Annotated in this window: 15 protein-coding genes and 1 pseudogene; 10 read left to right on the forward strand and 6 right to left on the reverse strand. The window is 57.3% G+C overall.

Annotation, left to right across the window (positions count from 1 at the left end; all coding sequences use genetic code 11):
* Window positions 1-97: 97 nt before the first annotated feature.
* From BW686_RS01690 to BW686_RS01710, 5 genes and pseudogenes are all read left to right on the forward strand, one after another.
* Entirely contained in the window at window positions 98-2,269 is a 2,172-nt protein-coding gene (locus BW686_RS01690) for a TonB-dependent siderophore receptor (RefSeq protein ID WP_084913917.1), read from the forward strand.
* A 117-nt stretch (window positions 2,270-2,386) separates the two neighbouring features.
* Window positions 2,387-3,703 (forward strand): MFS transporter, encoded by a 1,317-nt coding sequence (locus tag BW686_RS01695; protein ID WP_084913918.1) that lies wholly within the window; start codon window positions 2,387-2,389, stop codon window positions 3,701-3,703.
* 481 nt (window positions 3,704-4,184) lie between these two features.
* Window positions 4,185-4,441 (forward strand): annotated as a pseudogene (locus BW686_RS01700) (helix-turn-helix domain-containing protein).
* A 197-nt stretch (window positions 4,442-4,638) separates the two neighbouring features.
* Window positions 4,639-5,358 carry a hypothetical protein gene (locus BW686_RS01705; protein WP_102047993.1) on the forward strand — a complete coding sequence of 240 codons (720 nt, stop codon included), beginning with the start codon at window positions 4,639-4,641 and terminating at the stop codon, window positions 5,356-5,358.
* 203 nt (window positions 5,359-5,561) lie between these two features.
* The gene (locus tag BW686_RS01710) at window positions 5,562-6,434 is read left to right on the forward strand and encodes a hypothetical protein (protein ID WP_084913919.1); all 873 of its coding nucleotides are present in this window, start codon (window positions 5,562-5,564) and stop codon (window positions 6,432-6,434) included.
* A gap of 3 nt (window positions 6,435-6,437) precedes the next feature.
* On the opposite strand, the gene BW686_RS01715 is transcribed toward BW686_RS01710, so the two are convergent.
* Both BW686_RS01715 and BW686_RS01720 read right to left on the reverse strand, forming a co-directional pair.
* A complete protein-coding gene (locus BW686_RS01715; RefSeq protein WP_084913920.1) occupies window positions 6,438-7,514 on the reverse strand; it encodes a diguanylate cyclase in 1,077 nt (358 codons plus the stop codon).
* 292 nt (window positions 7,515-7,806) lie between these two features.
* Entirely contained in the window at window positions 7,807-9,009 is a 1,203-nt protein-coding gene (locus BW686_RS01720; protein ID WP_084913921.1) for an MFS transporter, read from the reverse strand.
* 109 nt (window positions 9,010-9,118) lie between these two features.
* On the opposite strand from BW686_RS01720, the gene BW686_RS01725 reads away from it, so the two are divergent.
* Window positions 9,119-10,027, forward strand: a complete 909-nt coding sequence (locus tag BW686_RS01725) for a LysR family transcriptional regulator (protein ID WP_084913922.1) — start codon at window positions 9,119-9,121, stop codon at window positions 10,025-10,027.
* A gap of 39 nt (window positions 10,028-10,066) precedes the next feature.
* Here BW686_RS01725 and BW686_RS01730 read toward each other — a convergent pair whose 3' ends face one another.
* From BW686_RS01730 to BW686_RS01740, 3 genes are all read right to left on the reverse strand, one after another.
* Window positions 10,067-10,654, reverse strand: coding sequence for a polyribonucleotide nucleotidyltransferase (locus BW686_RS01730; RefSeq protein WP_084913923.1), 588 nt, complete (start codon window positions 10,652-10,654; stop codon window positions 10,067-10,069).
* 132 nt (window positions 10,655-10,786) lie between these two features.
* Entirely contained in the window at window positions 10,787-11,599 is an 813-nt protein-coding gene (locus BW686_RS01735) for an MlaA family lipoprotein (RefSeq protein WP_084913924.1), read from the reverse strand.
* Window positions 11,592-12,890 carry a serine/threonine protein kinase gene (locus tag BW686_RS01740; RefSeq protein ID WP_084913925.1) on the reverse strand — a complete coding sequence of 433 codons (1,299 nt, stop codon included), beginning with the start codon at window positions 12,888-12,890 and terminating at the stop codon, window positions 11,592-11,594. The genes BW686_RS01735 and BW686_RS01740 overlap by 8 nt, the downstream gene beginning before the upstream one ends.
* 1,178 nt (window positions 12,891-14,068) lie before the next feature.
* On the opposite strand from BW686_RS01740, the gene BW686_RS01750 reads away from it, so the two are divergent.
* From BW686_RS01750 to BW686_RS01760, 3 genes are all read left to right on the forward strand, one after another.
* A complete protein-coding gene (locus BW686_RS01750; RefSeq protein ID WP_084913927.1) occupies window positions 14,069-14,923 on the forward strand; it encodes a glycine betaine ABC transporter substrate-binding protein in 855 nt (284 codons plus the stop codon).
* Window positions 14,924-15,157: 234 nt separating this feature from the next.
* The gene (locus BW686_RS01755) at window positions 15,158-15,469 is read left to right on the forward strand and encodes a DUF485 domain-containing protein (protein ID WP_002552552.1); all 312 of its coding nucleotides are present in this window, start codon (window positions 15,158-15,160) and stop codon (window positions 15,467-15,469) included.
* A complete protein-coding gene (locus BW686_RS01760; protein ID WP_084913928.1) occupies window positions 15,466-17,124 on the forward strand; it encodes a cation acetate symporter in 1,659 nt (552 codons plus the stop codon). Before BW686_RS01755 ends, BW686_RS01760 begins: the two co-directional genes overlap by 4 nt.
* A 111-nt stretch (window positions 17,125-17,235) precedes the next feature.
* Here the strand turns inward: BW686_RS01760 and BW686_RS01765 are convergent, their stop codons facing one another.
* Window positions 17,236-17,394, reverse strand: a complete 159-nt coding sequence (locus tag BW686_RS01765) for a DUF3309 family protein (protein ID WP_002552554.1) — start codon at window positions 17,392-17,394, stop codon at window positions 17,236-17,238.
* Window positions 17,395-17,712: 318 nt separating this feature from the next.
* Between BW686_RS01765 and BW686_RS01770 the strand changes: the two genes are divergently transcribed.
* Entirely contained in the window at window positions 17,713-18,090 is a 378-nt protein-coding gene (locus BW686_RS01770) for a DUF2784 domain-containing protein (RefSeq protein ID WP_084913929.1), read from the forward strand.
* Window positions 18,091-18,142: the final 52 nt, after the last annotated feature.

Genomic DNA, 18,142 nt, shown 5'->3' on the forward strand with positions numbered 1-18,142 from the left:
TAAAGGTTGAAAAAAAACGGTGGTGAACGTAAAAGGTTGCCCCTGCCGGAAGGTGCATCGCGTCTGTCCGGGCGCCTGTCCTTGCGGAGTCTGATCGATGAGTACGCCCTACCGACCTGCCATGCGTTACGCCTGGCGTTTGTTGCCTCTGGGCATGGCCGTGGCCTCGCCGCTGCTGGCTGCCGAGCCGGTCAGTCTGGAGGCGGTCAATGTGACGGGCTTCAGCGAGCAGGACAGCAGGTCCGACTATAAAGCTGATCGCGCCTCGGTCGCCGGGTCTGAGCAAGCATTGCTGGACACGCCCGCGTCGGTTTCGGTCTTCAGCGAAGCGCTGATCAAGGACCGTCAGGCAAAACTGCTGAGCGACGTGCTGCGCAACGACGCGTCGGTAGGCGACGGCTATGCACCGGTGGGGTATTACGAAAATTTTGTGGTGCGTGGCTTTGCGTTGAACGCAGCCAACAGCTATCGCATCAATGGTCGCAGCATTGCCGGCGAGCAAAATGTTGCACTGGAAAACAAGCAGCAGGTCGAGTTGCTCAAAGGGTTGTCTGGCCTGCAGAGCGGCGTGTCCGAACCTGGCGGCGTCGTCAATTATCAGACCAAGCGCCCGCAGGACGTCCGCTCTGTGACGGTCTCCACCAATGAGCATGGCGAGCGTTACCTCGCGACCGATATCGGCGGCTGGTTCGGCAGCGAACAACAGTTCGGCCTGCGCGCCAATCTGGCTCATGAAGACATTCGCTCGTACGTGGAGCACGCCGACGGCCAGCGTGATTTTGCCTCGCTGGCGTTTGACTGGACCATCAGCGAGCGTGCCTCGCTGCAACTGGACGTCGAGTACCAGAACAAACAACAGCGCTCGGTGCCCGGCTATCAGCTGCTTGGCGGCACCGCGCTGCCTCACGACGCTTCGCCACGTAAGTTGTTGGGTTATCAGTCCTGGTCCAACCCGGTAGGCATTGACTCGTTGAACATGAACGGGCGGTTCGAATACCAATTCAACGACAGCTGGAAGGGCAGCCTCAGCGCGTCGCGCAGCCGGGTGGTCATTGATGACTACAGCGCCTTCGCCTGGGGCTGCTACGGTTCGGCCAGTTGTGCGACAGAGGCCGTGCCCAACCACTTCAGCGCCGAAGGCGGTTACGACATCTATGACTTCCGCAGCCCCGACGACACGCGTCGCAACGATGAGGTCGAGGCGGCGATGTCTGGCACATTCGCGACCGGGGCTCTCGAACATCAACTGACTTTCGGCACCAGTGCCTACCGCCGCACCGTGGACACGCGCGGCACCTTCAACGAATTTGTGGGCTCGGGCAACATCAATGAACCGCCTGAGTCGGTCGAGCCGTCCAGCCTGCCTCTGCCGCACACCGAGCGCCGCCTGGACAGCCGCCAGTACGGGCTGTTCGTCACCGACCGGATCAGCTTCAACGAACACTGGCAAACCGTGCTCGGCGGACGTCAGGTACGGCTCGACGAGCAGGCGTTCAACGAAGACGGCAGCGACGCGCGGCACACCGAACGCTACGTGTTCCTGCCCCAAGCCGCGCTGATCTACATGCCGCTGGACAACGTTTCGTTGTACACCCGCTACAGCAAGGGCCTTTCGCTGGGCGGGACAGCGGCCTGGTTCACCACCAATGCGAGCGAAACCCTCGCGCCGACGGTCTCGCGTCAGCTCGAAGCGGGCATCAAGTATGACTGGCAACGCATGAGCTTCACGGCAGCGCTGTTTCAGGCCCGTCAGGCCTACCAGTATTCCCGGCCCAACGATGACGGCACCTTTACCTACGTGCAGCAGGGCGAACAGAAAAACACAGGGCTGGAACTGGGCGCGAGCTGCTGGTTGACCGACCGCTTGCAGGTGTCCGCCAGTGCGGCGGCCATTAAGGCTCGGGTCGACGGCAGCGGCACCGAGGCTTATGAAGGCCATCAGGCGCTCAACGTGCCCAAGTACCGCGGTACGCTGCAAGCCGATTACAGCCTGCCGATTCGCGGCCTGGCGTTACTCGGCGGCGTGCAGTACAGCGCCAGCAAATACGCTGATCGCGAAGGCTCGGTGCAGGTCAATGACTACGCGCTGTTCAACATCGGCAGTCGATACAGCACTCAGGTGGGCGGGTACGACACTGTTTTGCGCTTCACCGTCGACAATGTGTTCGACAAGCGCTACTGGCGCGATGCCGGTGAGTACCTGGGCGACGATTACCTGTTCATGGGCGCGCCCAGAACCGCCAGATTATCCGCGTCGGTCAATTTCTAAGTCAGTGGATTCGCGTGTGCCGGGTGCGGAACTTCGCAGTACACGCGCTGCAAGCTTTGCTATTCTTCGCGCCCTGTGAGCGCCAGACGCTTTTTTCAGCCATGTTTCGGGGGCTTCATGACGGCCATCGTTCAACCCACTCCCCAACCGTTCACCAAAGCCGATTACAAGACCCTGAGTCTTGCGGCGTTGGGCGGGGCGCTGGAAATCTACGACTTCATCATCTTCGTCTTTTTTGCGCTGACCCTCAGCCAGCTGTTTTTTCCGCCCGACATGCCCGAGTGGCTGCGCCTGCTGCAAAGCTTCGGGATCTTCGTGACCGGTTACCTTGCACGCCCGCTGGGCGGGATCCTGATGGCGCATTTCGCCGACCGCTTAGGGCGCAAGCGGGTGTTCAGCCTCAGTATCCTGATGATGGCGCTGCCGTGTCTGCTGATCGGCGTCATGCCCACTTACGCACAGATCGGCTATTGGGCGCCGCTGGTGCTGCTGGCATTGCGTATCCTGCAGGGCGCTGCGGTCGGTGGCGAGGTGCCAAGTGCCTGGGCCTTCGTGGCGGAACATGCCCCCACAGGGCATCGAGGTTACGCACTCGGGGTGCTGCAAGCGGGGTTGACCTTCGGTTATCTGCTCGGCGCGCTGACCGCCACGTGGCTGGCGCGCGTCTTCAGCCCGGCAGAGATTCTTGAATGGGCCTGGCGTATCCCTTTTCTGCTGGGGGGCGTGTTCGGCGTGGTGGGGGTCTGGCTCCGACGCTGTCTGAGTGAAACGCCGGTGTTCATCGCCATGCACGCCCAGCGTGAAAATACGCCAGAACTGCCGTTGGGCCAGGTCTTGCGTAATCACCGACGGTCTCTGCTGCCCGCAGCCTTGCTGACGTTCGTGCTGACCTCTGCCGTGGTCGTGCTGGTGGTGATCACCCCGACCGTCATGCAGCAGCGCTTTGGCATCAGCGCCAGCCAGACCTTTACCCTGAGCGCTGTCGGCATCGTGTTTCTCAATATCGGTTGCGTGCTGGCCGGCATGCTGGTCGACCGCATCGGTGCCTGGCGCGGGGTCATGATCTACAGCCTGCTGCTGCCAGCGGGGATCGGCGTGCTTTACGCCAGTCTCATCCAGCAATGGCTGCCGCTCGGTCTTGCCTATGCGATTGCCGGCCTTGGCTGCGGAATCGTCGGGGTGGTGCCTTCGGTGATGGTCGGACTGTTCCCCGCACACATTCGCGTGTCGGGTATTTCCTTCACCTACAACATCGCCTATGCGTTTTGGGCCAGCACCACGCCGCTGCTGCTGATCGCACTGATGCCCTGGAATCTCTGGGTGTGCGTGTGGTACAGCGTGATCATGGGCATCGTGGGCCTGACGACCGCTGCGGTGTTCGGCCTGCGCCGTGGAGTCAGCGTGGACGCTATCGAAGGCTGCAAAGCCGGATAACAATCACCGGACAGTTGCAGTGTCTGCTCGAAACACCGTGACATCCCTCCGCTCACCTTCGTGGGCGGAGTGGTCACATAACGGATATCAGGAAAGTTTGCTCTTCACCGGTTTCAATTGTAACAACTGATTGTAATTCTGTTTGCTCAAGTCTATCTTGCGCCTGTCTATATCACTGACGCTTTTAATATGGTTTGTTCTCGAGTTTGTCCAGTATGAGCTATTCATACGGATCGCCTGTTTGCGATTTTTATACACAAGTCGCAGTGATTGTTCCTTATATGGTGTAGGAAATTTCTTTGGTACTTAGCTGTTGGTAAGAACTTTCTTACACATGGGCTTGTTCTTTCTGTGCGTCAGGCTACGTAATCGGGAGAAGCGCGAAAACAATACTCAATAAAACGATCTCTGTGCCGATTCAGTATTCAAGTCATGGAGGACAGATGTAAGAAGCATCCTACAAGAATTGCCTTTAGGCAAAATGATGGCAAGAGGGAAGATCATGTCGGTGACAATCAGAGAGCAAGAGGTACTCGGCCTGTTACTGCAGGGCTGTACGAACAAGGAAATAGCCAGGCAGCTCAGTATCAGTGACTATACCGTGCGTGACCACGTGTCTTCGCTGCTCAGAAAGAATCAGGTAAAGACGCGTGTCGAGCTCATGGCTCGTTGTGTTTCTTTGCTGCTGCCCAGGAAAAACTTTGACCCCCTACATCTGTAGGATTGTGTAACGCGTGATTCGCTACATAATGAGTTCTGTCACTTCTGCTGTTTACTAGTTCAGTCAGCAGGGCAGTAGCGCTGCCGGGCAGCGTCTACTTATGCCTAGTGCGCTGTCGTTGCTGAATGTGCAGGCATCGGCTACTTATCCGAAACGTATGGTGTTAAAAGACTTGCTTGCACGCCCTATCGTCAACAATAAAAAGGAGCAACTCATGACTGTTTGTTTTCTTCGGAGCGAATCAGAATCCGATCAGTCATTGCGGCTGGATCCGCATCGGCCTGGCTTGAATCTGACGACGGACTTCCATCGCCTCGCCACCCGGCAGGCCGCACTGTCTGTCGTGCAACTCGTCGAGCAACAGGCACAACTGTCGGGTCCCGTTGGCGTGTTCGTGAAGCTTTCTCGACAGCTCCGTTCCTCGGGGCGTCTGTCGCCGCTGCTGCAGGACGTCGAACGGCTGAAAGGGCGCAAGCGCCAGTGGCTGGCCGAGCGGGCGGTGCAATTCGCACTCGGCAAGCATTGTCGCCGACCCGAAGTCGACAACCCTTTCAAGGATAGGCTGCGAGAGGACCTGTGCTGCATCGTGTTCGATGATGCCTCAATGCACACACTGGTCGAGCGTTATGCCGCCTTTGAAGCGTTGCGGCGTCAGGACGGCGAGTATTTCGTCAAACTCATCGCCACCACACGAAACACTGTCGAGCGACGGCTTGTCTTTCATGGTTTGCTCGAACACTTCGACCGTTTGCTGCCCATTGAGAAAAGCATCTATCCGCTGGATTACCGCGCCGTTCAACTGGCCTACCTGGAACAGGAAGAAGCCCTGTACGGCAAGTTGATCATGGAACAGCCCATCACCGCATTGCTTAAGGTTCACACCCCCGAGTGGTTGTTGAAGAACCTGTCTTCGTTTGAACTTTCGATTGATTGAACCTGCGCTGTTCGGGTGCTGCGATGTTCCACGAGTGTGTGGGTCTCTGTCGGCAATACGCCGAGTATGGCGTTAGGTCCCAGTCGAATGAGTGTTCTTAAGTTTGATGAGTTCAGGCGAGTACTCATCATTCTCTTTTAACCCAGTGATGGTGAGCCTTCGGCGATCGCTGCCAGGGACTTGATCCATCAGGAGTCAGCATTATGCGAGTTATAAGTTCTGGCGCAGAAGCACTGATCGCCGCGCAACAACTTGATGACAAAAGGACAGCAAAAACTACGTCTACATTGACCGATACTTCCCGGCGATTCAGTTCGCCAGACTCAGCAGTGACCATCAGCGGTCAGGCCCTTCTCAAACAAAGGGTGTTCGGGCTCGTGGACCCCAATCGTTCCGCACCTTTGCTCGGAAAGAGCGAATGCGGAACGTCGATGCCTCAAGCCTCTTTTTTAAACCGGGATGATAGAAGGCTACTGGGCGACGTTTATGAGTGGGCGGCTGATCAGGGTGCTGATCTGGGTTATGTCGATGATCTGGCCTTTGGGCTGGCATCGTATAGGGAGAAAGATGATGGAAGAGTATGGTCTCGTCATAATCAAGGCAAAACCTATGACATGGAAGGTCACAAGGTGTTCTACCGTTTTACCGATCGGCACGCGGCCACGGCCCAGCGCATTATCGAGGGCGATGCGTTAAAGACGACGCGGCTGGATCAGGGTTTTATTCGCTTTATCACTGACAGGGACTACGGAGCGATAGGCCACAATAATTTTGAGTTCATGGAAAAAGTGATCAACCGGTTTTCAACGTCGGGGGAGAGGAGTCAGCCACTGGGCGCTGAGTTCGCCGTGTTTAAAAGCGAGAAAAACGACTATATAAGAACCTTGTCCAAGGAAACCTACACACCCGGCGAGGGTGACACCCTGGACATTCTGACGCCCACAAAAAAAGCCGTAAAGCCAAAAGAAATAACCCTGGAAAGCCTGCGCGACGACATGCGCAAGGCGTTCTTTAAAGCGATGGGGGTCGAGAGCTTTTCGTCTCTGTTCGATACCCTGTTCAAGGACCGGCGTTGAAGCTCAGGCCTTGGCGCCCAGGGTCAGTTGTTCCGGCGACTCGTTCTGGGCGATGACCACGCGATTGCGGCCGGTGCTTTTGGCGAGGTAGAGCGCCTTGTCGGCCTCATGCAGCCATGAAGCGGCATCGGACATTTCCGGCGTGTAGGCAGCAATGCCGATACTGAGGCTTACCCTGAGATCGCAATGCAGCGAGTAAGTCATTTCATCAATGGCCAGGCGCATGCGCTCAAGGATTTCCCTTGCTTGAACCAGGCTGGTATCGGGCAGAATGACGCAAAATTCATCCCCGCCGCAGCGCCCGATCAGGTCGGAGTCGCGCAGGTTACCAAGTAGCGCCTCGCTGATATTTTGCAGCACGGTATCACCCATGAGGTGGCCATAAGTGTCATTGACGATCTTGAAGTGATCGATGTCGATCAAGGCAATCACGCATTTCTGATAGGCGTTCTGGCTTTTGGTGAATTCCAGATCGAGTAGATCCTTCCACGCGCCATGATTGAGAAGGCCGGTCAGGCTGTCCGTGCGGCTTAGTTTGCGCAGGATGTTGCGGTGTTCCCAGAGCTTGAGCGTGACCTGGTGGCTCAGCCAGCCGATGACGATGGGATAGATCACCAGTACCGGTACGCAGGCGTAGATTTGCGCCATATTACCTTGCAGATTGACGACCGGGTTGAGCACCGCCAGCGATATCAGAACCCCCAGGGCCTGTGCGCATACGCCCTGCAGCATCAGACGCGGACCGGCGGCGGCCATGTTATGCATGGCCATCATGGCGATGATCGTGACGCACGGAAGTATGCTGAACCCGATGGCACCCATCCAGAAGCCGCCGAACAGTGAGTCGGTCAACAAGTTGCGCCATTCGGCCTCGTAGGGCTGCCGTGAGCGGCGGGCAATCTGATAGGCGATATGTGGCCATATCAATGAGTTGAGCAGCGCCAGGTACCAGACCCAGTGCGCAGCATTCACGTAATACAAAGACACGGCAATGGTAAAAAAGCCAATGCCGACACCGAGTATCCTCGGGGCATAAATCCGCTTGGCGAATGCCAGTCCCCTGCGGTGATATGTACTCATGGTTTCTTACCGAACATTGCTTTTGAATCGGTCAGAATTGCCACCCCGTGACCGAAAGGCAGGAGTTTGAGCGTTCACTAGTGTCATGGGAAGAGTATTTTGCCGGGGAGTGTCAAATAACTACATCTTGGCAAGGCTTGACTGTCTTAGAGTCAATTAACTGACAGAAAGGGCTGTAAAAGCGGTTCAAAAATATGACGAAACATAAGGGAAGAGGCATGTTTGCATCGTTGGCAACCGGACTATGAGTGATAGCCCGGTTGACCGGTGATGCAGGAAGGGCAACTGAGTGTTAAGCGGAAACCTTGTTTTTCTGAAGCTTGGTCACCCAGGCGACGGCAATGGCCAGTAACGCCACGATGGCCGCTACATACCCCACTGCGCCCAGGCCCAGGTGTTCGATAGTCAGGCCGCCGATGATAGAACCCAGCCCGATACCGGCATTGGCCGCCGACACGTTCAGGGTACCGGCCAGGGCCTGTGCCTGAGGTGCGGCTTTCATGACGCGGATCTGGCAGATCGGGAACAATGCGGTGTGCGCGATGCCCCAGACCGCCAACACCACAGCCAGCAACGGCATGGAGCCAGCGGCGGGTACGCTGGCCGTCATGCCCAGTGCCAGCAGCAGGGCGAACGCCACGGTCGAGCCCAGTGGGCTTTGATCGACATAACGGCCGCCCAGCGCGTTACCGATCAGTCCTACGGCACCGAAGCCCATCAGCCACCAGCCTACCTGAGCGGATTCGATACCGGCGATGCGCTCCAGAGTGTCGGCGAGGTAGGTGTAGGCACCGAACATCGCCGTGAACAGCAGAATCGACAGCAGCAGATTGGCGATGAAGTGCGGGTCACGCAGAATTTTCGCCTGCTCGGCGAGACCCACCTTGGCGGTGGGCTCCAGGCGCGGCATCGACAGCGCCAGTAGCACGGCCATCAAGCCAGACAGCAGGGTCAAAGCCCAGAATGCGCCACGCCAGCCCACTGCGTCGGCAAACACCGTGCCCAGCGGGATGCCGAACAGCATGGCAGCGGAAATCCCGAGATACACCTGCGCGACGGCCTTGCCCGCACGCTTAGGCCCTGCCAGCAGGCTGGCGGTTTCACTGGCGGTGCCCCAGAACACAGGCAGTGCTAGCGCCGGAATGAATCGCGCGAAGGCCAGCACCCAGATATTGCTCGAAACTGCCGCCAGTGCGTTGGAAGCCGCGAAGATCAGCAGGATGACGATGAACGTTCGTTTACGATCCAGGTGCGACAGCATGGCCGTCAGCGGCGGGCCGAACAGCATGACAGTGAACGCGAAAAGCGTGACCAGCAAGCCGGCGGTCGAGATGGAAATTCCCAAATCGCGCGCCAGTGAAGGCAGCAATCCGATGATGAGAAATTCAGTGGTCACGATCACGAAACCGGCCAGGGCCAGAATCGCGATGGACAAGCCAGCACCGGACGCGCTTTCGCGTGTGGTGCCGGAGGCGGCAGTTTCCAGAGACGGCATGATACAAACCCATGAAAAAATAAGTCCGCCAGCTTATTGCAGAAATCGTTTCCTATCTTTGGCGAATATTCCGTACATTGTGGAATTAAATTCAAGAACAGGGCTTTCCGTGTTGTCCACAGACCGCCTCAAAGGCATCGAAACATTTGTCGCCGTTGCCCACGCAGGCAGCTTTACCGCAGCGGCGGAGCGTCTGAACCTGACCAACTCTGCGGTCAGCAAAAGTGTGGCGCGTCTGGAAAGCCGTCTCGGTATGCGACTGTTCGAGCGAACCACCCGCAGCCTGGCGCTGACAGAGGAGGGCGCTACCTATCACGCGGTGTGTACGCGTATGCTTGCCGAACTGGACGACGCCGAAACTGCATTGGCGGCGCAGCGCTCTGAGCCCGCCGGGCAACTGCGCATCGATTTGCCTGCCACTTTTGGCCGTTTGCATGTGCTGCCGCTCATTCTTGAGTTCGCGGGCCAGCATCCGAAGCTGCGCCCCCGCGTGACGTTCACCGACCGCTTCGTGGACCTTCTTGAAGACGGCATTGATCTGGCGGTACGCATTGGCGGGCCGCAGGTCTGGCCTGCCGGCGTTGCACATCGTTATCTGGGCACCGAGCGGGTGATCTTCTGCGCAGCCCCGGCGTATTTGCATCGGCACGGTACGCCGCAGACCTTTGATGACCTGGCCGGACATGCCTGCATTCTGTTTGGTCGCGGGGATGGCAGCACAAGCCCCTGGCTGTTCGTTGATGAGCAGGGGCAGCAGGAGGCTCGCGCCGTCGAAGCGCGGCTGGTGATCGGCAATGGCGAGGCTCAGGTTGCGGCGGTCAAGTCGGCCTGGGGCATTGCGCAACTGGCGACCTGGCTGATAAAGGAGCAATTGCAGCGCGGCGAACTGGTAGAGATCCTGCCGCAACTGGCCACGGCAGGTCTTGATCTGCACCTGGCCTGGCCGCGCAGTCGCGAGTCATTGCCCAAGGTGCAGGTATTGGTTGAGTTGCTGTCCGATGCGCTGCGAGTGGACTGACCCGATGGCCGAATCCGGCATCAACATCCGGGGTTCAACTCATTGACCGATGACGGTTTTAACCAGTGCTGCGTGCTCTTTCGGGTTCTCGATTCTGGACAGCACATTCAGTGTTGCTGCCCGTGAGCCGGAAGCGGCAAAAACAGTAGTGCTCAACACTTTCATGTCGCTCATCGTGGCTGAGGTATCGACCTGACGAACGCCCAGCCCGTTCTTCTTGAGGATCGTGCGCTCGTTCAGCTTCTTGAAATCCTTGTAGCTGGTGCGCTGTTGAGCAAGCGTGCCGGTGGCCATGCCACTCAGTACGATTTCGTCGTTATCGCTGGCCTCAACGCCCATCGGGATAGGTGTCTCAGTGACGATGATTACCCGCTTTTCAGCCTTGTTGGTGTAGGTCATACCGGATATACCCTGAGCTTTTGCCTTCTCGTCAATTTCCGGTATCTCGGCCGCGACATAGCCCGCAGGCACGGTAAACGCCAGTTTGCCGCCCAGCAGCGAAACCTTTTGAGCGGCAGCGGCCGGTACGCCAGCCTGAGGCTTGGTGGCTGCCTGCACATGGATGGCGGCCTGGCCAGCGGCCAGCGCGATACATACAACCATTGCCTTGAAACCGAACGACTTCATGGAAATTCCTTTTCTGATGGGGTATCGAGCCGAGGGCGTAGTGTGCCTCGGCCCTGGAATTGTCAGGGACTGTAGAAACAAAAAAACGGCCAGCCCGATCACCCTGGCTGGCCGTTTTTCAAAGCGGCTCGCTTATTCGGCGACCTGCAGTTTGCGCGACTCGGTGTACACGTAACGGACCTTCTCGTACTCGAACGGCGAGTTCAACTGGCCATAGCGGAAGCTGGTCACGTAACGGCGATCAACCGCGCGCAATACAGTGATTTCCGGATGGTCACTGCTGACTTCCGCAACGTTCAGGAAGTTGATCTGGTTTTCAGCGGTGTAGTCGAACAGCATGCCGCCCGTGTCACGCAGGTTCGAGGGGCCGAACAGGGGCAACACCAGATAAGGCCCGGCAGGCACACCGTAAAAGCCCAGTGTCTGGCCAAAGTCTTCGGGTTGGCGCGGCAACCCCATCATGGTCGCCGGGTCCCAGAGGCCCGCGATGCCAATGGTGGTATTGAGCAACAGACGACCGGTGGTATCCAGTGAGCGTTCGCCCTTGAACTGCAGCAGGCTGTTCAGCAGGTTGGAGACGTCGCCCAGGTTGCTGAAAAAGTTGCTCACGCCGCTGCGCACGAAGCCTGGGGTGACATAGCGGTAGCCGTCAACGACCGGCAGGAACACCCATTCATCAAAACGGTAATTGAAGTGATAGACCCGACGGTTCCAGGACTCCAGCGGGTCGTAGACTTCCAGCGCGTTGATGGACGCACGCTCGAACTCGCGCTGATCCAGCCCCGGGTTGAACTGCAGCGACTTGAGCGGCTGAGTGAAACCGTCCGCGTCTGTCTGGCGGGCCACGGTGGCCGGGTGCTGAGCTTTGTTGCTGGTATCCGCGTCAGCGGCCTGGACTGTGCCGGCACAGAGCAGAGCAGCAAGTAATAAAAGACGTTTAGCCACGGAAAAACTCCAGCATGGCGTCGGTGTTGACGCGGTAATTAAGGTTGCCGCAGTGGCCGCCGTAAGGATAGACGGTCAGACGGTCACCAAAAGTCTTGCGCAGGAAGCCCAGGTCGCCCGAGCCCAGGATCACGTCGTCGGCATTGTGCATGACGGCGATCTTGGTGTTGCTGTGCAAGTAGTCCTTGAGTGCATACAGGCTCACCTGATCCACCAGTTGCAGCAGGCTGCCACCGTCGGTGCGTGCGCGCCACATCGGGATGACTTGTTCGGTCAGGTAGCAATCGAAGTCGCATTGCAGGGCGCGCTTGAGAAACGGCGTCAGGCTGGTGCCTTCGGAAATCGGGAATTTCGGTGGCGTGATCAGGCCGCGACGGTTGATCAGGTCGGACGTGAACGCGATGTCGGCCGACGAGAAGCGGAATGACGTGCCGATCAGCATGGCCATCTGTTCGTTGGTCAGGTGCTGTTTGGACTGCTGGAAGTCGAACAGCAGCGCGTCGTTCAGGTCGATGTAACCTTTTTGCCGGAAGTAGCGCGTCAGCTTGGCGAGCACCAGCTCATAGAATGTGGTGGTGTTGTTGATGCCCTTGACGTTGGTCTGGACCAGTTTGTCCAGGTTACTGATCGAGGTGTACAGGTTGACCGGCGGGTTGAGCAGCAACACTTTCTTGAAGTTGAAGCTGCGTCGCGTTTCATCCAGCTTGCTGACGAAGGCGGCGTCCAGCGCCCCAAGGCTGTAGCCGGTGAGGTAGTAGTCGGTCACCGGCAATTTCGCCTGCTGGGCACGAATGGCCTGCATGACGCGGTAAAGGTCTTCTGCATCGTCCGACGAGATGCCCGGGGTCGCAAAACGCGATGCCGAGGTCATGAAGTCATAGCTGGTCGGCGACGACAGCTGCACAACGTGGTAGCCCGCGCCGTAGTAGAGCTTTTTCAGGAACTCGTTGATGGTGCTGTTATACGGCGCACCGGTACCGGCGATCAGGAAGATCAACGGTGCGGCGTGGTCCTGTTTGGCCAGACGGTAGTGCAACTTTTTCACGGCCCAGAAGTTGTCCGGCAGTGTGAACTCGCGTTCAGGGTGCAGGTTCAGCGTGTAGACGTCCTGATCGATATCCTCATCGTCAGGCAAGTCGGGACGCAGATCGGGCGGCGTGGTGGCAATGGTCGCTTCAAACGGATTAGTCAGCGGATAGCCATAGGTGGCGGGGTCGACATTGGTCGCCAGAGCGGACGCACTTAAACACAAGCCACCTATAACGGTAGCGAAGCGCAGAAAACGGAGCATGACTAAATCCCTTGGGAAAGAAGTGCTGATGAGATACGCAGGCTATGACCAAGGTGTAGTGCCAAAGTGCCGCATCCACCGGTTAACCGTGTAAATATGACGGAACAATACACGGTCTGGGGATTTTTCAATGCAGGTCTGCGGTTTATTTTTCGCACAGAGCGGGAATGAGCTGCTTTGATCAGCCCGTTGGGGCGTCTTGAGCGTCATGGCATTCAGCGACCGGCAGGCGCGCGGGACGGCAGAAAGCACAAAGGAGAGCTTTCGCTCTCCTCCAATGTGTTTACGTGCTCTTTTTATTGTTATCGGTCGGCCTGTTATTGTTGTTGGCGGCCAACCGTTTACAGCGTTCTTGCGCGACCCCCACTCAGGGTCAAGAGCAAACGTATTTTTTTGAGCGCTGACTTGCTTTAATCATCTGTCTGCACAACATCATGATCCCACCGGTACTGGCGCTACCTGACGGTAGTGTTGTTGTTCTCTGCCCGGTCGCGAGGCCTTTCTATGAAAGGTCCCTGTAAAGCTGATCCACTCCAAAAAAATCTGTTAGCTGCGTCTCTGTCCGTGTTGTTCTTGTTGTCTCAGAGCCGTTACGTCTTATTGTTGTTATGGGGTGCTGCGTCATTTCTTGTTTTTGTTGTACAAGAGCTATAGCAGAAGCCGTGCCAGTTTTATAAATTCCTTTTAAAACATAGGGTTGGTGTGATTGGCGTAAATCACGCGGCTTGAGTGACACAAAAAATGTTTCCGTGTTACCCGTTCAGGCTGGCCACTGTCATGCTGCGGTAACACATCCTGTTTCCTTTGCCGCGTGGGCCAGGATGGTGCGCAGCCGGACTTGCACGACGGTGCGACGATCCTCCATTCCCCGGTAACCCTGACGCGCCTTGGCGCGCTTGAATGTACCGCCTCTTCTGAAACCTGACGTTTTTCCGGTCGGCGTGTCGCTGCTGACTGTCTGTTGTCGTTTCCCGTTGTCCCGGTGTCGCAGACAGAGCATGTCGGGTGGCCCGGCAGGTTGATGATCAAGGTGACGTTGCAGTGTGTGTCACTGCGCACGTCGTCGATCAAAGCGTGCAGGGTGCGGCGTGCCCCAAAGACGGGCGTGGGTGCGGTCCTGAAAAAACAACGTTAACGATGCCCGACAACCGTCGGTGCAGACTTCCGGGGAAGCCACAATGATGATGCGAAAAATACTGGGGGCGGGCGCCGCTCTGGTAGTTGCTGTCAGCTCCACGCTGGCGATAGCTGAAACCAAGACCCTGACCATCGGTTATGTAGAAGGCTGGTCCGACAGTGTCGCCACCACGTACGTGGCTTCTGAAGTGATCAAGCAAAAGCTGGGATACGACGTCAAGTTGCAATCCGTGGCGGCGGGGATCATGTGGCAGGCGGTGGCCTCCGACAAGCTGGACCTGATGCTGTCTGCCTGGCTGCCCGGCACCCACGGTGAGTACTACGCCAAGTACAAGGACCAGGTCGTCAACTACGGTCCCAACTTCAAGGACGCCAAGATCGGCCTCATCGTGCCTGAGTACGTGAAAGCCAAGACCATCGAAGACCTCAAGACGGATGCCTCTTTCAACAAGAAGATTACCGGCATCGACGCCGGTTCGGGGGTCATGCTCAAGACCGATCAGGCCATCAAGGATTACGGGCTGGACGGCTACAAACTGCAGGCCAGTTCCGGCGCGGGCATGATTGCCGAACTCACCCGTGCCGAGAAGGCGCAAAAATCCATTGTCGTCACTGGTTGGGTGCCGCACTGGATGTTCGCCAAATGGAAGCTGCGCTTCCTGGATGATCCCAAAGGCGTCTATGGCGCTGCCGAGACAGTTGACAGCGTCGGCAGCCTCGGCCTGGAGAAGAAAGCGCCAGACGTCGTGGCGTTTCTGAAGAAATTCCAGTGGGCATCCAAAGACGAAATCGGTGAGGTCATGCTGGCGATTCAGGAAGGTGCAAAACCTGAAGCGGCTGCCAAGGACTGGTTGGCCAAACACCCGGATCGCGTCGCTGCCTGGACCGCCAAATAATCAGACACTCTCTGCAATGAGGTTCTCAAGGCCGCCTGACGTTATCGTCAGGCGGCCTTTTGCAGTTCTGGAGCCATGTATTTTGGGTATGACCGACTGGCGGTACGTCGCGCCCGTGCGTGTGGCGCGATCGACGACTAATGTCGTTCTAATACTAAGGTCGTCTGGAGTGCGCGCCGGACCCGACTAAAGTGCATTACGTAACATCTCATCTGTGCTGCGAGGACAAAAACAATGAACGACAGCATTTACCTCTCGATTCAAAACAGCCCCCGTTTCAAGGAGCTGGTCTCAAAAAGAGAGCGTTTCGCCTGGATTCTCTCGGCGATCATGCTTGGCCTGTATGCGGCCTTTATTCTTTTGATTGCTTACGGACCCCATATTCTGGGCGCCAAACTAAGCCCCACGTCGACCATTACCTGGGGAATGCCGATAGGGGTAGGGCTGATCCTTTCCGCGTTCGTGCTCACCGCCATCTATGTTCGTCGTGCAAACGGCGAATTCGATGACCTGAACAACGCGATCCTGAAGGAGGCTCAGCAATGATCCGGCGCCTATCAGCAGCACTTGGCCTTGCCGCATTCGCTCCGACCCTCTGGGCGGCAGACGCTTTGACCGGCGCAGTACAGAAACAACCCCTCAACGTTGCCGCGATTGTCATGTTCGTCGTGTTTGTCGCTTTCACGCTGTACATCACGTACTGGGCATCGAAAAAGAACAAGACTGCGTCGGACTATTACTCGGCAGGCGGCAAGATCACCGGTTTCCAGAATGGTCTGGCGATTGCCGGTGACTACATGTCGGCAGCCTCCTTTCTGGGTATTTCCGCGCTGGTGTACACCTCCGGCTATGACGGCCTGATCTACTCCATCGGCTTCCTGGTGGGCTGGCCGATCATTCTGTTCCTGATTGCCGAGCGCCTGCGTAACCTGGGCAAGTACACGTTCGCCGACGTGGCGTCCTACCGCCTCAAGCAAAAAGAGATTCGCACCCTGTCTGCCTGCGGTTCGCTGGTGGTGGTGGCGTTCTATCTGATTGCGCAGATGGTCGGTGCCGGCAAGCTCATCCAGTTGCTGTTCGGTCTGGACTACACCGTCGCGGTGGTGCTGGTCGGTATCCTGATGTGCCTGTATGTGCTGTTCGGCGGCATGCTGGCCACCACCTGGGTGCAGATCATCAAGGCCGTGATGCTGCTGTCCGGTGCGTCGTTCATGGCGCTGATGGTCATGAAACACGTCAACTTCGACTTCAACATGCTGTTCTCCGAGGCAATCAAGGTTCACCCCAAAGGTGAAGCGATCATGAGCCCTGGCGGCCTTGTGAAAGACCCTATCTCGGCGTTCTCGCTGGGCCTGGCGCTGATGTTCGGTACTGCCGGTCTGCCACACATTCTGATGCGCTTCTTCACCGTGAGCGATGCCAAGGAAGCCCGCAAGTCGGTGCTGTATGCCACTGGCTTCATCGGTTACTTCTACATTCTGACCTTCATCATCGGTTTCGGCGCGATCCTGCTGGTCAGCACCAACCCGGCGTTCAAGGATGCGGCGGGTGCCTTGCTGGGCGGTAACAACATGGCGGCGGTTCACCTCGCCGATGCGGTCGGTGGCAGCCTGTTCCTGGGCTTCATCTCCGCTGTGGCATTCGCCACCATCCTGGCGGTGGTTGCGGGCTTGACCCTGGCCGGTGCGTCGGCGGTGTCCCATGACCTGTACGCCAGCGTGATCAAGGCGGGCAAAGCCAACGAGAAAGATGAGATCCGTATCTCGAAGATGACCACCATTGCGTTGGCTGTAGTGGCGATTCTTCTGGGTATCGCTTTCGAAAGTCAGAACATCGCGTTCATGGTAGGCCTGGCATTCTCGGTGGCGGCCAGCTGTAACTTCCCGGTCCTGCTGCTTTCCATGTACTGGAAAAACCTGACCACCCGTGGTGCCATGATTGGCGGCTGGATGGGGCTGATCAGCGCCGTGGTATTGATGGTGCTCGGGCCGACCATCTGGGTGCAGATCCTGCACAACCCTAAAGCCATTTTCCCTTACGAATACCCGGCGCTGTTCTCCATCGCCATTGCATTCGTGGGTATCTGGTTCTTCTCCATCACCGACAAGTCGAAAGCGGCAGAGGGCGAGCGTGCCTTGTTCTACCCGCAATTCGTACGGTCGCAAACGGGGCTGGGTGCCAGCGGCGCGGTGTCGCATTAACTCAACGGTGTAGTGAAGAAAGCAGCCTTATGGCTGCTTTTTTCATGGGCCATAAAAAACCCCGCGTAGCCACGCGGGGTTTCTTTTTACTGCCGGTGGCAGGCGCTGCCGTTATATCTTGCCGAGCAACACCAGAATCAGCAGGATCACCAGGATCGTACCGATGATGCCCGACGGACCGTAGCCCCAGCTGCGGGAGTGCGGGAATACTGGCAGACCGCCGACCAGCAGCAGAATCAGAACGATGATAAGAATAGTGCCGATGCCCATGGGTGAGTTCCTTCTTTAAAGTCCAGGTAAATAATGAATGCCATTCAGCTCTTCAAACCGTGCGGTAAGAAATTGATCAGCTTGACGTATCCGACTGCGCTCTTTCGGGAAAGGTTCGGGGTATTTTTAATAAAACCTTACACATTTTAAAAATCATCCAAATCATAGGCTTAGCTTGATTTTGTCCGACAATAAATCCGTGGGATTTGCCGTTTATCGGACTAAACGGTCTTAAAAAACGTTGAACTAAAAAATCGATAAAGTATCCGGGTTGGTCGTGGGGCCGGTGAAGCAAGTGTTCCCCTGGAGGTGGTGCTGATGGTGTATCGAATAGCCGCCGATGCGGTGGTTGTATTCCACTTGGTGTTCATTCTGTTCGTGTTGTTCGGTGGTCTGCTGGTGCTGAGAAGGCCCTGGCTGGCGTTGCTGCATGTCCCGGCCATTGCGTGGGGGGCAGCGGTCGAGTTTCTGCACTTGTATTGCCCGCTGACGCCCTTGGAGAACGCTCTGCGCGCCAGCGCCGGCGAGCAAGGTTACGACGGCGGTTTTGTAGAGCACTACCTGATTCCGCTGATCTATCCCGCTGGGCTCACGCCGGGCATACAGCTTTGGCTGGGCAGCATTGTCCTGCTGGTCAACGTGTTCGTGTATGGCGTTTTGCTTGTGCGAAGCGCAGCCCGGATCAGGCGAACGTAAAGCCGCAGGTTTGCTCCAGTCATTCAGCGCCTTGATGGTGGGGTTGCCGGGC

It is taken from the genome of Pseudomonas syringae, assembly GCF_002157375.1.
GTDB lineage: Bacteria > Pseudomonadota > Gammaproteobacteria > Pseudomonadales > Pseudomonadaceae > Aquipseudomonas > Aquipseudomonas syringae_T.